Origin of the sequence: Candidatus Mycobacterium methanotrophicum (assembly GCF_023515995.1) — a bacterium.
Classification (GTDB): Bacteria; Actinomycetota; Actinomycetes; order Mycobacteriales; family Mycobacteriaceae; genus Mycobacterium; species Mycobacterium methanotrophicum.
In genome coordinates, this window is the sequence record NZ_CP097321.1 from 232,561 (window position 1) to 246,747 (window position 14,187).

Consider the following 14,187-nt stretch of genomic DNA (forward strand, 5'->3'; position numbering starts at 1 on the left):
CACCCCTCACGCGTCAAGGGCGCTGCGCGTCGCTTCGCGATGGCCTTTGGCCACCCTTGACCCGCGAGCCTCTATGCGCCCTCCCGGCAGGCGAAAGGGCAGGTCACAGACCTGCCCTGGCCACTGGCGCGGCCCAGAGAACAAGCCTGTCCGGGCCTCGAAAGCCACCCACGGAAACGTCAGTAGATCCTTGAGGCAGCCGTGCAGGATTCCGACGAGCCGGTTGGCGAGCTGGCGCAGCGCGGGGTTGTGGCCGAGGCCGCGGGCGCGTTGCTTGTCGTAGTAGGCGCGTGCGCCGGGCGAGGCGCGCAGCGCGGAGAACGCCTGCGTCATCAGCGCGTCGATGAGCCTGTCCTGATGCACGAACCGCGCGAGCACGACCTTCTTCTTGCCGGAGGCGCGGGTGATCGGGCTGGTTCCGGCGTAGTTCTTGCGGGCCTTCGCGTCGGCGTACCGTGCTGGGTCGTCGCCGAATTCGGCGAGCACCCGGGCGCCGAGGATCGGTCCCAGGCCGGGCTGCGACAGGATGATCTCAGCGTCCGGGTGCCGGTGAAAATGCTCCTCCACCTGCTCTTGCAGGATCGCGATCTGCTCGTTGAGGGTGGTGAGCACGGCCACGATCGAGCGGGTGGCAGCCGCGTACGCGGTGGTGATCACCGGGTCGCGGCCGAGCTGCTCGCCGCGCAGCGCGTCCTGGATCCGGCTGGTCTTGGTGTCGATGTCGCGGCGACCGGCGTGTTTGAGCGCGGCCCGGATCTGGCTGCGGTTCAGCTTCGCCGCCGACGCGGGGTCGGGGGCTCTGCCGAGCAGTTCCAGCGCATCGGCCGCGTCGAGATCGTCGAAGGCTTCCAGCGCGGCGGGGAAGTACTCGCGCAGCGCGTGCCGCAGCCGCTGGGTGTGGCGGGTGCGGTCCCAGATCATCGTCTTGTGCGAGCGGGCAACAACTTTCACCGCCTCGGCTGCCGCGCTGTCGCCGGCCACCGGGCGCAGCTGGTGCGAGTCGGTGCGGACCATGTCGGCCAGCGTGTGTGCGTCCGCCGGGTCGCTCTTGGCGCCGGAGACGCTGTGCCGCTCCCGGTACCGGGCCACCGACAGCGGGTTCACCGCGTACACGGTGTATCCGGCCGCGATCAGCGCGGCCACCCACGGGCCCCGGTCGGTCTCGATTCCGATCGCCACCTCGGCCATGTCGGCGTCGGCGCCCAGCTCGGCGCCGATCATCGCGTGCAACCGCGCGATCCCGGCCGCGCCCTCGGGCAGCCGCGCCCTGGCCAGCCTGCGTCCCGCCGAGTCCATCAGTTCGACGTCGTGATGATCTTCCGCCCAATCGTCGCCCACGTACAGCAATTTCGCCACTCCTCGCTCCTGTCTGCAGTTGTCCGGGTTACAGCCGGCAGCGTGCGGGAGAACTCTCGGCGACCTAATGAAGCAGTGCTCACGCCACGCGGGCGGGCACGACATCCCATCAGCGATCCCTTCTCCCGGGCGAACCGGTGGGGGCGACGATCTGACATCAGGACTCGAAATCCAGGAGGCATCAGTGCTCACCCACCGGCCGCTACCGATAGCAAGTCTGCCCGAAGGCCGCACCCGCTAATACTCATTAGGAAACACGGGTCGGCGGTGTCATTTGCCACGAGGATGGGACCACCGGTTGGCCACCAACTATGGAGCACCTGTTTGGCTCATTGGGGATGATCGGCGGTCGTTGGGGCTGGTGTCAACTGAGGGCTTCTGGCGGCGCCGGTAGGACTGGCCCTCGATGATCAGTTCGTGCGCTGTCGAGGTAATCCTGTCGATGGCCGATTGGGCAAGCAGCGGGTCAGTCATGACGGCCAGCCATTCAACTGGAGCTGGCACATGTTCGTTGTAGCCGATTTCTGCTGCTAGCTGGGCTTTCGACCGTTCCGCGTGTCTTACCGATCTTCAAGGCATGATCGCGATATATTAGGTACTGCCTTAGCCAGTTAGGCGGGAAGAAGGTGCGCGGGGAGTGGAGGGTCTGCGGCTGATTCCCGGTGGCGCTGCTGCGGTCGAGCCTGTTGCCGCGGATCCTGTTGTGTTTCAACGTGAATGCATCGATGCGTTCGTGGCGTCGTGGCGTGCCCGAGGATTCAGCCCGGTGACGATCGACAACGATATCGGACTGCTGGAGCGGACCCTGGCCGCGCTGGGGCGTCCGGCGTGGGAGGTCACCAGTGAGGACATCGATCGGGTGGTCGGTGACCTGGCGGTGGTGGGACGGGCGGCGTCGACGCGGCGGGGGTACGTGCAGATCTTCAAGGGGTTCCATCGGTTTCTGCAGACCCGGAAGGCCGCCGAGATCGAGGCCGCGTTCGGGGTGCGGCTGGTGTGCCCGGTGGATGAGTTCAACGCCTCGCGGCACGTGGGCGACGACTCGCCGGCGGTCGCGGCGCCACCGACTCCGGAGCGGGTGAGCGAGTTCTTTGAATTCTTGAAGACCAGGATCGCAAGGGCGCGCAAGTACGCGCCGGCGGCGCGGGATTATGCGATGTTCCGGGCGCTGTATCACGCCGGGCTGCGCTCGGAAGAGGCGGCGCTGCTGACGGCAGCGGCAAAGCGGCCACCGGGGCCGGGGCGCAATGTGGCGAAGCGGCCCCGCAAGCCCAGGGCTGTGAAGTTTTCCTACGACGCGCTCAAGGTGCTGCAAAGGGTTTGGGCCGCCTCGGGTGGGCAGTGCGGGAAGTATTTGGCTGCTTCGATGCGCTTGCAGCTCGACGGCCTGCAACGCCACGATGAGCTGGCCTTCGGTCGTGACCGCTACAGCCCGGACGTGCGTGCCGAGCTGCTGGAGATGAGCGCGGCGACGATTGACCGCTATCTGGCGCCGGCGAAGGCCAGGGACCAGATCAGTGGTGTTTCGACGACGACACCCTCACCGCTGCTGCGGAATTCGATCAAGGTTCGCAGGGCTGGCGATGAGGTAGAAGACGAACCCGGTTTCTTCGAGGGTGATACGGTCGCGCATTGCGGCCCAACACTCAAAGGCGAGTTCGCCCGCACCCTCAACCTCACCGATGTCCATACCGGCTGGGTGTTCACCCGCACCGTGCGCAACAACGCCAACACCCACATCCTGGGCGCACTGAAAGCAGGAGTGCATGAAATACCTTATGAGGTAACCGGTTTGGACGTCGACAACGGGACCGAGTTCCTGAACAAGGCTGTCATCAAGTGGGCGGCGCAGATGGAGATCTTCTTCACCCGCTCACGGCCCTACAAGAAGAACGATCAGGCCACGATCGAGGTCGGGTGGCCGGAGGGAGTCTCACCCTCCGGCTCCCACAGATCCGTACGTGAACCTCTCAGTTCATACGGCTCCTGTCATCTTGATCACCAGACGGCAGGCACGGCGGTGGTCCAGGCCCAGTGCGCAAAGTACCGCGGATACGCTTCGGCGACCCGCCGCCATGCTTGGTGGACATCGCGTCGTCCCTTGAACCGGCGGTATTTCTTGCGGACCCAACGCATCAGGTAGGCGTTGATGCGCGTCAGAAGGGGATACAGCGCCGACCTCGTAAAGGCCCCGTAATACTGCATCCAGCCCCGCACGATGGGGTTGATCCACCGTGCGAGATCACCAAAGGAGTGACCGAGGCGGCGGTGCAGTCGCCAGGACCGCACCTTCCGCCCGATCTTGGTCAAAGCGTCCCTGCTGATCGCGGGCGAGAACGACAGGAACAGCCTGCCGTCTTGGGCCCGCGCCTTGCGTGGCCGGAAAGTGAAACCGAGGAACGTAAACGACGTGTGCTCATAGTTACCGCGCCGTTTGCCGTCCTTGCAGTACACGATCCGGGTGAATCTACTGACGTTTCCGTGGGCGGGGTTTCATGCTGCCCGTCCGGGTAGAGAGGGGCACAGGCCGCCTCGGGTGAGCAGCGCCATGGCGATGAGCGCGTCAGGGCTATGAAACCCGTAGGCACGTTTGGTCAGTGCTCGCAGGTGGGTATTGGTGGCTTCGGAGAGGGCATTCGAGAGCCCATGGTCAAGGGTGTTGGCGATCAGATCGCGGTAGCGGCGGATGGTGCGGGCCAGGGCGACGAACTCGGGGATGCGCGAGTGGCTTGCCCACGACAACCAGCCGGCCAGCAGTTGGTGTCCGGCGCGGCCTTTGACTCGAAACACTTCGCGGAGTTGCTCTTTGAGCAGATACGCCCGGTAGAGAGCGCGGTTGGTGTCGGCGATCGCTGCGAGGCTGCTGCGTTGCTCGCCGGTCAAATCGGCCGGGTTTTTGCGGGTTGCCCACATCGCGTGCCGGTCGCGGACACCGGCTTTGGTCATGGTCCGCGCCCGCACCTTGTCTAGCGCTTTGAGCGTCCAGGCCACTACATGGAATGGATCTAGGCAGATCAGCGCCTGCGGGGCACGCGCTCGCACCACGGCGTGGATCCATTCCGCACCGTCGCAGCTGACATGGCTCAACTGCGCGGCGCGTTGGGTTCCCAGCTGGTCAAAGAACGCCCCCAGGGTGTCCTGGTTGCGGCCCTCACGAGCCCACACCAGCCTGCCTGTCGTGTGGTCCACGATCACCGTTAAATAGCGGTGCCCCTTGCGGTACGAAATCTCGTCGATACCGATCCTGGTCAGCCCGACCAGCAGGTCGTTGGTGTCGCGACCGTCGGCGACCACCCGGGTCACGATCGCCGCCACGGTGCGCCACGCTATCCGCAACAGCACGGTCAGCACGCTGAGCGCGGTATGGGCGGCCAGCCATGCGCAGGTGTCCTCGAATGCCCAGGTGTGGCGGGCGCCGGCTCGCGCCCACGGCACATGAGCCACCACCACTCCATGCTCACTGCATTGCACCCGTGGTGCGGCGGCCTGCAGGTATGCCTTGGTGGCGCCCACGTCCAGGGTGCGCCACCGCCGCGAGCTCTCTCCGCCGTCATATCCGGGGCAGCGGCGGCGGCAGCGTGAACAGCGGCTAGTCTGCGAGGCCTTGGGACGCACCGAAAACACCAGCACTTCGCTGCTCACCGGCGTCTTGGCGCGTGAGGTCTCGACCTCTATCGATACGTCCTCGACCACCATGTCTTGGCCACCGAGAGCCCTCGCGAATACCCTGGAATTGCGCAACGCCGTACCCCTTCTTCGTCTTGAACCTCCAACAGTCCAAAACGTAAGCAGGACACGGCGTTGCGCCCAAACCCTTCAGGTCGCAGACCCACAACTATGTCAGAAGAGCCATCCGGGTCTTGTCGGGATGCAACCGCAGCCCGACTTCGACCATCCTGTCGTGCAGCGCGGCCAGCACTTGGCGGGCTTGGCGCTCGGTAACGCAGTGGATGACCGCGTCATCGACGTAGCGTTCGAACCGGACGGCCGGGAACTCCCGAGCCATCCACATGTCGAACGCATAGTGCAGGAACAGGTTTGCCAACACGGGCGAGACCGGCGACCCTTGCGGGGTGCCCCGGTCGCGCTGTTGCAGGGTACCGTCGGGCAACTGCACCGGGGCTTGCAGCCACCGGCGCACATACAGCATCACCCACGGCAGATCGGTATTGGCCCCCACCGCCTTGAGCATCAGCTCCCACGAAACGCTGTCGAAAAACTTTTGGATGTCCAAATCGATCACCCAATCGGTTTTCCAGCAACGTTGCCGGCACGCACCCACCGCATCCAACGCCGAGCGGCCCGGCCGGTAACCATGAGAATCGTCGTGGAAGATCGCCTCGACCCTCGACGTCAACTCCTCGGCCACCACCGTTTGCGCCACCCGATCCGCGATGGTAGGCACACCTAGCATTCGGGTCCCTCCGCCGTGCGGCTTGGGTATCTCCACCGCACGCACCGGTGGCGGGAAGTAGCTTCCCGACGACATCCGGTTCCAGACCTTGTACAGGTTGTTTCCCAGGTCGGCCTCGAATGCCTCGATCGTTACTTCGTCCACGCCCGGTGCGCCCTTGTTCGCCTTGACCTTCTCCCATGCCTCCTGGACCGCCCACTTCGAAATCTCGAACGGCTTGCCCGGCGACTTCAACTCGTTCACGCGACTCCTTCCGAACCCCGACGGGTTTGGTTGATCTAACGAACACAGTCACAGATGACCCGGCCCCTTGGCTCGACTCCCATTACAGGAGCTTCATCGCTACTACGAACCGGTCCGCCAACCGGACCCGCAACAGTACTCACACCCGCGTGACGCGCGGGCTACTCCCTGTCGCCCACCGGAAACCCCGGACGGGCAGTGTCGCGTCCGGCCTTCTCCCGTTCCATGCAAAAGCCGCAGACCGGGCTCGCGTCGCCTCCATGCCGGACACCGCCTGGCCAGTCAGCGGGCCCCCGCCAGACTCATCCCGGGATCCTTGGAACACCCCGGTTTCGATGTCACCTGTGTAGTTTTCGACACGTCAGCAGCGAATCGCTTGCGCTCGCCTTCCCGATCCCCACCTAATGAGTATTAGCGGGTGCGGCCTTCGGGCAGACTTGCTATCGGTAGCGGCCGGTGGGTGAGCACTGATGCCTCCTGGATTTCGAGTCCTGATGTCAGATCGTCGCCCCCACCGGTTCGCCCGGGAGAAGGGATCGCTGATGGGATGTCGTGCCCGCCCGCGTGGCGTGAGCACTGCTTCATTAGGTCGCCGAGAGTTCTCCCGCACGCTGCCGGCTGTAACCCGGACAACTGCAGACAGGAGCGAGGAGTGGCGAAATTGCTGTACGTGGGCGACGATTGGGCGGAAGATCATCACGACGTCGAACTGATGGACTCGGCGGGACGCAGGCTGGCCAGGGCGCGGCTGCCCGAGGGCGCGGCCGGGATCGCGCGGTTGCACGCGATGATCGGCGCCGAGCTGGGCGCCGACGCCGACATGGCCGAGGTGGCGATCGGAATCGAGACCGACCGGGGCCCGTGGGTGGCCGCGCTGATCGCGGCCGGATACACCGTGTACGCGGTGAACCCGCTGTCGGTGGCCCGGTACCGGGAGCGGCACAGCGTCTCCGGCGCCAAGAGCGACCCGGCGGACGCACACACGCTGGCCGACATGGTCCGCACCGACTCGCACCAGCTGCGCCCGGTGGCCGGCGACAGCGCGGCAGCCGAGGCGGTGAAAGTTGTTGCCCGCTCGCACAAGACGATGATCTGGGACCGCACCCGCCACACCCAGCGGCTGCGGCACGCGCTGCGCGAGTACTTCCCCGCCGCGCTGGAAGCCTTCGACGATCTCGACGCGGCCGATGCGCTGGAACTGCTCGGCAGAGCCCCCGACCCCGCGTCGGCGGCGAAGCTGAACCGCAGCCAGATCCGGGCCGCGCTCAAACGCGCCGGTCGCCGCGACATCGACACCAAGACCAGCCGGATCCAGGACGCGCTGCGCGGCGAGCAGCTCGGCCGCGACCCGGTGATCACCACCGCGTACGCGGCTGCCACCCGCTCGATCGTGGCCGTGCTCACCACCCTCAACGAGCAGATCGCGATCCTGCAAGAGCAGGTGGAGGAGCATTTTCACCGGCACCCGGACGCTGAGATCATCCTGTCGCAGCCCGGCCTGGGACCGATCCTCGGCGCCCGGGTGCTCGCCGAATTCGGCGACGACCCAGCACGGTACGCCGACGCGAAGGCCCGCAAGAACTACGCCGGAACCAGCCCGATCACCCGCGCCTCCGGCAAGAAGAAGGTCGTGCTCGCGCGGTTCGTGCATCAGGACAGGCTCATCGACGCGCTGATGACGCAGGCGTTCTCCGCGCTGCGCGCCTCGCCCGGCGCACGCGCCTACTACGACAAGCAACGCGCCCGCGGCCTCGGCCACAACCCCGCGCTGCGCCAGCTCGCCAACCGGCTCGTCGGAATCCTGCACGGCTGCCTCAAGACCCGCACGCTCTACGACGAAGCCACCGCCTGGCCGTCCCACAATCAAGATCAACAAACCGCCGCTTGACATTTAAGCTCCTGGGATGTCTGACACGTCGAGCGTGCCTTTCCCACATCGCTCACCACGATCGCGTCACCGCTTTCGCAGCATGTGGCGGTTTGAAGCCTCCCCCGCAGGGCGACTCCGAAGGGCCGACAATCCTTCATCTCCTGCACAGCACCGCTTCACGAGCTCTACCTACATCGAACTCCTTCCGCACTCGGGACACACTCCAAGAACAACCACCTGGTGCGCCGATACGGGTTCTACTACCGCTACGACACCGACGAGGAACGCGCGGTGCTCAACCGGCTCTGGCACCTGGTCAACGACCGGCTCAACTACCTGACCCCGACCATCAAACCCATCGGCTACGGCTGCAGCCGCGACGGTCAACGCCGCCGGCTCTACGACAAGCCCATGACCCCGCTGGACCGGTTGCTGGCCGCCGGGGTCCTCTCAGCGGCGCAGAAATCGGAGCTGCTCACCTACCGACACAGCCTCAACCCGGCCGCGATCGCCCGCCAGATCGCCGACCTGCAGGCTGCCCTGCTCAGACCCGCCAAGGACAAGACCGAGCAGCTCTACCTCGCCTCTATACCCGCCGCCCTGCCCGACGTCAGATCCGGCATCCGCACCACGAACAAGACGGCCAGCTGACCCTGATTTCGCGGGCATTCCTACGTGAGGCATGGATCAGGTTTCGCGGGCATATTTACATGAGGCATTACGATCGGTCGCTGCGGTGGTCAGGCCGCGACGAGGCCAATTGACGCCTTCGCTGCGTCTCGGCCGCGCTGAACACGCCTGCGATAGGACGGGCCGGCCACGAGCACGACCCCGCCGACCAACATAGGAGCGGCAAGCAACCAGTATGGGTGCATGACGACGAGGATCACCGGCAGCAGTAGCGCACCACCCACCAAAATCGCCATATCCCGTCGCAGCTTACGCAATTCGGTAACTCCCGCCAGCGCCGCCGACACGGTGTCAGCGTTGGCCTGCCAGCGCTGTGGGCACGACGGACACCTCCACACCAAGTCTATGGTGCTGACATTCTCGGTGGTGGCGGCACCGCAGACGCACCGGAAACGCAGACTCACGGACGGGCTCATGCCGTCGCCTTCGCTGGCGACGGCATGCTAGCACCGTCCGCTAACGCGGGTCCGACATCACGCAGAGTAAACGGCTGCTTGTCCTGCACCACGCGCCGGTACATGTAGAGAACGCACCCGATGCCCAGCAGCGCCAGACCAATGAGGAACTCGCGGATTCCGCCGTATCCTGTCATCGAGAACGAGACTGAACCAACCGCGACAATTAAAACGTTGAACGCCGCTAAGATTCCAGCCAGCCAGAGCCAGGGTCTGGACAACGCCAACGGGCGGCGCAGGTTGGGTCTGTCCTTGCGGAGCAGTGGCACCGCCGACAGGGCAAAGACGTGGCAGATGACATAACCCATGTTGCAAGCCGCTAAGACGGCGACCGTCGTGGGCAGGAAAAGCACGGCCAGAACGTTCACCGTGACGTCGACGAACATGCCGCGGTTGGGGACGTTCTGCTTGTTTAGGTGGTCGAACCAATTGATCGTTATGCCGGTGCGGGACATCCCGTAAAGGGTGCGGGCGCCGCCGGCGCTGGCCGCGTTCATGCCGAGCAGGAAGCTGCTGATCATGAAAAAAATAATTATGTTCGACCATGCACCTCCCACCTCGCGGTGCAGCAGCTCGGCGTAGAATCGGAGCGGCGCCCGTGCCATCGCCTGCTGGCTGACCGCTCCGCCCAGGGCGATCGGCAGAATCGCGTAGACGGCCAGGCAGAACATTGCCCCCCGGATCAGCGCCTTGCGGGTGTCCTGCTCGGTGTCGTGGTATTCGGGCGCAAAGGTCGCGCAGACCTCGATACCGTAGGCAGACCAGGAATTCAAGTAGAGCCACACCAGTGCGAGTTGCACCGCGCCCCAGGTGCTTCCGGCAGCGCCCACCAATCCCCAACACAGGTGGGAGAACGCGAAATCTGACAAGAAGAACGGCGCGACCATAAACATGAACAATGGAACGAACAGCAGGCCGCCGGTCAGATATCCCAGGATCTTCATGGGTCGCACACCCATCGAGTTGATGATCCACAGCGCCACGATCAACGCGACCGCAATCACGCGAGGTAGGTCGAGATGCACGATTCCCGAGACGCTCCATGTCTGGCCGGGCAACCACTGCGCCTGTACCAGGCCACCAACGGTCAGGCCGAAGATCGCCAGCACTGACGACCAGCCGGCCCAGTATCCGATCGCAGAGATCGGCCCCGCCAGGCTGAACCGTGACCGCCAGCCCTCGAACGCATACATCGCGATTCCGCCGCAATGCTCGGGGAACATTGTTGCCGGCTCGGTGTAAATCTTGTTCTGCAGCACGGCGATTACCATCGAACCCAACCAAACAGCCAGTGCGCCAAGGGCGCCGATTTGACCGGTGGTGTAGCCCAGGTTAGCGATGATGAGACCAGGATTCGACAGCGTCATCACGAAGCCGTCGTACCAGTGCATTGTCTTCAGCAATTTCCGCTCGTCGACCTCAGCCACGGCCACGCCGTGTGCCGAGGTGATCAAATCAGGGTGCGGGGTATCGTTCATGAGGGTTTGCGCTCTCCAATCGAGGGTGGGACACCGCAACTGGCGGGCGTCGATCAGCCTGGCGTCTGTAGCGGCGCCGATGCCGAAACGGTGCGCAGTGCAAGGCTTTTGTTGAGGCGCGCTGGGGGCACTCCTCGTCCGTCCGCGACGACCGGACGACCGGCCAGCCACGCCGCGGCGCGGTCCTTGTATTTGATGACGCCTTTGTAGTCGGCCATGTCGTGGGGCAATTCGGCCAGTACTGCCGCGGCGCGGACGCGCCAAGGCTCAACCGTGGCCAGCTGCTGCAGCGGCAGCATATGAGTGCGGATCAAAAACATGATCGCCCCGGAGCGCGGCAGCCTAATCAGATGCTGGAGTTCGACGCGCAGGTGCACTAGAGCCCCAAACGTTTCGTCATCTACGATCTGGATCCATTCCCGATCCGGACCCCATTCCGGATAGCGCTCAGTGGACACATCCAGCCGCCGCCGGATCGTCATCGTCCAGTTGGTCCGCCGATAGGGTTGGTGGGGCTGGAGCCGTTTGAGGAATTCATGAGCGCGAGTGATCACGCCTTCCCGCCTGATTCTCGGCACCGGGCCGTGGAGTTCCAAAAAGCTCATACCGACATCGAATCCGAAGCTCCAATCGGCGGCGAAGGTCACCACCCCGGCGTCGGCGAACAGGGAGTCGTTGCGCTGGTCGAGCAACACGATGTCTTCTTGGACCTGTCCGGCGATGTAGTCCAACGGCTCGACCGGCAGCGTCGACTCGTCGCCGTAGACGAAGGCACGGGTCTCGCCGAGAAGCTGGTTCTCCCAACACCAGCTGCTATCATCGTTGCGCGACAACCGCATTGACTGCGGATATTCGGTGCTCAGATAGCGCATGAGCGTCAGCATGGCGTCCCATGCCGCGGGCCGCATGTGCGGCAAGACGGCACGGCGGGTGGGGTCGGCGGCAAGGATCTCCCTGCGCTCAGCCAATTCATGGCGGTATTCGCTGTCGACGCCGAGCACCGTGGCGCCCCACTGACCAGCTGTGGTTTGCACCGCGACCCGCGCGGGTTCGACGTTTGTGCTGTACCGGTACCGGTCATCGAGAAATGGAAACGGAAAGCCGCGCAGGAGATCGTCGTTGGCCGGCACGGTCGTCATAGAGGCACCTCCAGGCTAGGTCCCGCGGCCCGGGACACGCAGCACATCATCGTGTCCCCGCGCTGTTTGGTCTCGTCATCGAGAAAAAGGTCACGATGCAGGGGGACACCACCGCTGACCGGGATCCGGCATTCACCGCAAACCCCCTGACGGCATAGGTTGGGCACGTCGAGACCGGCACGCTCTAACGCCTCCAGAAGTGAAATCCCGCTTGGAACATCCAGGGTGCATGCGCTTTTCGTCAATGCCACCTCGAAACGCTCACCAGGATCGAGGGCGTTCGCTCCGAAACGTTCCAGATGCAAACGCGATGGCGGCCACCCCGCTTCGGCGGCAGTGTCTAGGACGTAGTCGATCATTGCTCCCGGACCGCACACGTAAAGATGGGTGCCGACCGGCTGGTCGGCGAGAACCTTCGCCACGCGCACGCACAACTCGTCCTGATCGACATATAGCTCGGCATCGAAACCCGCCAGAGCCAGGACGTCGTCCACATGTGCGCCGAACCCCTCCCGGTGGCCGTAGAGCACCTGCACGCGGTGATTCCACCGGCGGGCACTACGCAGATGCGACACGATCGGTGTGATGCCGATGCCGCCGGCGATCAGCAGATGTTTGGACGCGCGCGGATGCGGCGCGAAGGCGCTGCGCGGTGCCAGGATGTTGACCATGTCGCCCACCGCGAGCTGTTCGTGCACCCATCGCGACCCGCCGCGCCCGTCGCGCACACGCAGAACCGACACGCAGTATTCGCGCGGATCAAGGCCATCGTTGGTCAGGCTATAGGCGTTACGCTTGCCGCCACAGTCCAATGTCAAATGACTGCCCGGGATGAACGGTGGTAACGCTCGCCCATCCGGCGCGCAGAGCTGCAGGCTGCGGATTCCCGGCACCGGTTGCTGGATGTCGGCGACTATCAACGCCAGGCATGTAGTCATGGCACCAGTACCTCGGCGTCGTCCATATAACCCAGGAACTGTCCGCTGCGTCGTGAAACATGTTGGTAAACAACGAGGGAACGGTTGCAGCCGCTGCATACCACAGTATCTCCAACGTCGACAGTCGCTGTGGTGGCCGCCCGGCAATGCGCGCAGAACACGTTAAGCTGCCCCGTCCCGGCCGTGACCGCTACAAACTCATCGTCCTCGAGGCCAAGGTTAAGGGCGGCGGCCCGCAGGGCCAGACATGCCCCCGCAGGCCCGGCCACCGCTACGCGTACGCCGACACGGGCCCGCGCCAGCGCCTCGACGAGCACCGCGCCCGCGGACCACACATCCTCGCCGACCCAGGACTCCACTGAGCGATCGGCGACGTCATCGCGCCACGTTTGCAGGATCGGCGCCGCGGCGCTGCCCACGCCGATGAACACGTACGCCGCACCGGCGGCGTACAGGGCCGGCTCGCCCATTCCGAGCGCCCACGACGGGATGCTGGTGTCTGCCGGATCTATCATCGCTGATCAGCTCGCTCAGAGCAGCTCTGCGCCGCGGTCACCACAGTAGAAGGCCAACGCATAATTTGGCGTCGAGAAGTAGATTCGCGAGCCCTTCGGAAAGAAGATGACATCTTTGGCCTTCGCCACGAGCGTCTGGCCAGTGTCCTTGTTCTCTAGGAGGAACTCGCCTTCCAGGACGACCTTCATCTCGTCGTAGGTGTAGGTGTAGAGCAGCGGCTCCTCGGTGTGCTTGAGTTCGAAGAAACCCGAACACATCCGGCTGCCCTCAGGATTTTCGTAGACATCCCTGATGAACCCCTCGGTATGCGGGATCTCCATCGAAGGCAGGTCCTTCCACGCATCCGAGGCCACCCGGAACGGCGCTTGTACGGTGATCGGCTCCATCTCAATTCCATTTCGCTGCAGGTAACGATTGCAACTAACAGGAAACCAGGCGATTATTACAAACACATCAACCGCTTGTTTCCTTACGCGACCTCAAACATCTTCGTGGTGGATTCTGCGGCGCGACTAGTTAGAGAGGGTGTTTCGTAGGTGTTTACCCTGCAGCCGTAGCGACTTCCGTGGCGATCGCCTGCAAGGCTATCGATCGCCACCCGCCGATCAGATTACCGCCCGGGAATTAAATTCACCACCAGTAGACATGAGTTTAGCCGTTAGATCCCGTCGACAGGTGTGATTTCTGGATCGTTGTGACCTGATCGGTGTGTCCGGTGTGACTCGGCCGCGACCGCGACGAAGCGGATGAATGATGCTCGCCCAGATGTTCGAGGTTCCGCGGCTTCGGCCCTGACCCTGCCGGTGGCGTGGCGCACGGCCAAACCCGCAATCGGCTCCACCGCGCGGCCGAACGCACCATACCCTTCGAGTTCGCCGTCTACAGCCTCGCCGTTTGCCCGGTACACCCTGCACGGCTATCACCCCGACAACCTCTATATCCGCCGCCGCGGGCAGCACGGATCTCGGCACAAGCAGGCGGAAAAGTGTTCCAACAGAACTCACGCCGGGCGTGTCGACCGCCACGATGATGGGACCACCTTGACCAGGGTTTAGCCAGCCTCATTGGACCACCCGTTTGCCAGTTAT

General features: G+C 64.3%; 9 protein-coding genes and 6 pseudogenes. 4 read left to right on the plus strand and 11 right to left on the minus strand.

Annotated features, from left to right (window positions below):
- Positions 1 to 189: 189 nt before the first annotated feature.
- Together M5I08_RS25825 and M5I08_RS25830 are read right to left on the minus strand one after the other, a co-directional pair.
- Positions 190 to 1,347: pseudogene (locus M5I08_RS25825) on the minus strand (IS110 family RNA-guided transposase); the annotation flags it as partial.
- Positions 1,348 to 1,665: 318 nt separating this feature from the next.
- Positions 1,666 to 1,851, minus strand: a pseudogene (locus M5I08_RS25830) (ATP-binding protein); the annotation flags it as partial.
- A 157-nt stretch (positions 1,852 to 2,008) separates the two neighbouring features.
- Between M5I08_RS25830 and M5I08_RS25835 the strand changes: the two are divergent.
- Positions 2,009 to 2,566: pseudogene (locus M5I08_RS25835) on the plus strand (site-specific integrase); the annotation flags it as partial.
- Positions 2,567 to 2,815: 249 nt separating this feature from the next.
- The gene (locus tag M5I08_RS25840) at positions 2,816 to 3,499 is read left to right on the plus strand and encodes an integrase catalytic domain-containing protein (RefSeq protein ID WP_249763544.1); all 684 of its coding nucleotides are present in this window, start codon (positions 2,816 to 2,818) and stop codon (positions 3,497 to 3,499) included.
- On the opposite strand, the pseudogene M5I08_RS27210 reads toward M5I08_RS25840, so the two are convergent.
- The 3 genes and pseudogenes from M5I08_RS27210 to ltrA all read right to left on the minus strand — a co-directional run.
- Positions 3,493 to 3,810, minus strand: a pseudogene (locus M5I08_RS27210) (group II intron maturase-specific domain-containing protein); the annotation flags it as partial. The gene M5I08_RS25840 and the pseudogene M5I08_RS27210 sit on opposite strands and share 7 nt — an antisense overlap.
- 39 nt (positions 3,811 to 3,849) lie before the next feature.
- Positions 3,850 to 5,097: an ISL3 family transposase gene (locus M5I08_RS25850; protein ID WP_249762939.1), complete on the minus strand. Its 1,248-nt coding sequence runs from the start codon at positions 5,095 to 5,097 to the stop codon at positions 3,850 to 3,852.
- Positions 5,098 to 5,206: 109 nt separating this feature from the next.
- Positions 5,207 to 6,013, minus strand: a pseudogene (gene ltrA / locus M5I08_RS25855) (group II intron reverse transcriptase/maturase); the annotation flags it as partial.
- Between the two features lie 661 nt (positions 6,014 to 6,674).
- On the opposite strand from ltrA, the gene M5I08_RS25860 reads away from it, so the two are divergent.
- Both M5I08_RS25860 and M5I08_RS25865 read left to right on the plus strand, forming a co-directional pair.
- Positions 6,675 to 7,901 carry an IS110 family RNA-guided transposase gene (locus M5I08_RS25860; RefSeq protein ID WP_249763285.1) on the plus strand — a complete coding sequence of 409 codons (1,227 nt, stop codon included), beginning with the start codon at positions 6,675 to 6,677 and terminating at the stop codon, positions 7,899 to 7,901.
- Positions 7,902 to 8,123: 222 nt separating this feature from the next.
- Positions 8,124 to 8,534: a transposase gene (locus M5I08_RS25865; protein WP_249763527.1), complete on the plus strand. Its 411-nt coding sequence runs from the start codon at positions 8,124 to 8,126 to the stop codon at positions 8,532 to 8,534.
- 89 nt (positions 8,535 to 8,623) lie between these two features.
- Here the strand turns inward: M5I08_RS25865 and M5I08_RS25870 are convergent, their stop codons facing one another.
- The 6 genes and pseudogenes from M5I08_RS25870 to M5I08_RS25895 form a co-directional block, all read right to left on the minus strand.
- Complete coding sequence (locus M5I08_RS25870) at positions 8,624 to 8,989, minus strand: hypothetical protein (RefSeq protein WP_249763528.1); 366 nt, start codon at positions 8,987 to 8,989, stop codon at positions 8,624 to 8,626.
- Positions 8,986 to 10,506 carry an APC family permease gene (locus M5I08_RS25875; RefSeq protein WP_219070597.1) on the minus strand — a complete coding sequence of 507 codons (1,521 nt, stop codon included), beginning with the start codon at positions 10,504 to 10,506 and terminating at the stop codon, positions 8,986 to 8,988. The genes M5I08_RS25870 and M5I08_RS25875 overlap by 4 nt, the downstream gene beginning before the upstream one ends.
- A 140-nt stretch (positions 10,507 to 10,646) precedes the next feature.
- A pseudogene (locus tag M5I08_RS25880) lies at positions 10,647 to 11,645 on the minus strand (heme-dependent oxidative N-demethylase family protein); the annotation flags it as partial.
- Entirely contained in the window at positions 11,642 to 12,583 is a 942-nt protein-coding gene (locus M5I08_RS25885) for a PDR/VanB family oxidoreductase (protein WP_219070586.1), read from the minus strand. The gene M5I08_RS25885 and the pseudogene M5I08_RS25880, both read right to left, overlap by 4 nt.
- Positions 12,580 to 13,098, minus strand: coding sequence for a dimethylamine monooxygenase subunit DmmA family protein (locus tag M5I08_RS25890; RefSeq protein ID WP_219070584.1), 519 nt, complete (start codon positions 13,096 to 13,098; stop codon positions 12,580 to 12,582). Before M5I08_RS25890 ends, M5I08_RS25885 begins: the two co-directional genes overlap by 4 nt.
- A gap of 15 nt (positions 13,099 to 13,113) precedes the next feature.
- Complete coding sequence (locus tag M5I08_RS25895) at positions 13,114 to 13,485, minus strand: cupin domain-containing protein (RefSeq protein ID WP_219070583.1); 372 nt, start codon at positions 13,483 to 13,485, stop codon at positions 13,114 to 13,116.
- Positions 13,486 to 14,187: the final 702 nt, after the last annotated feature.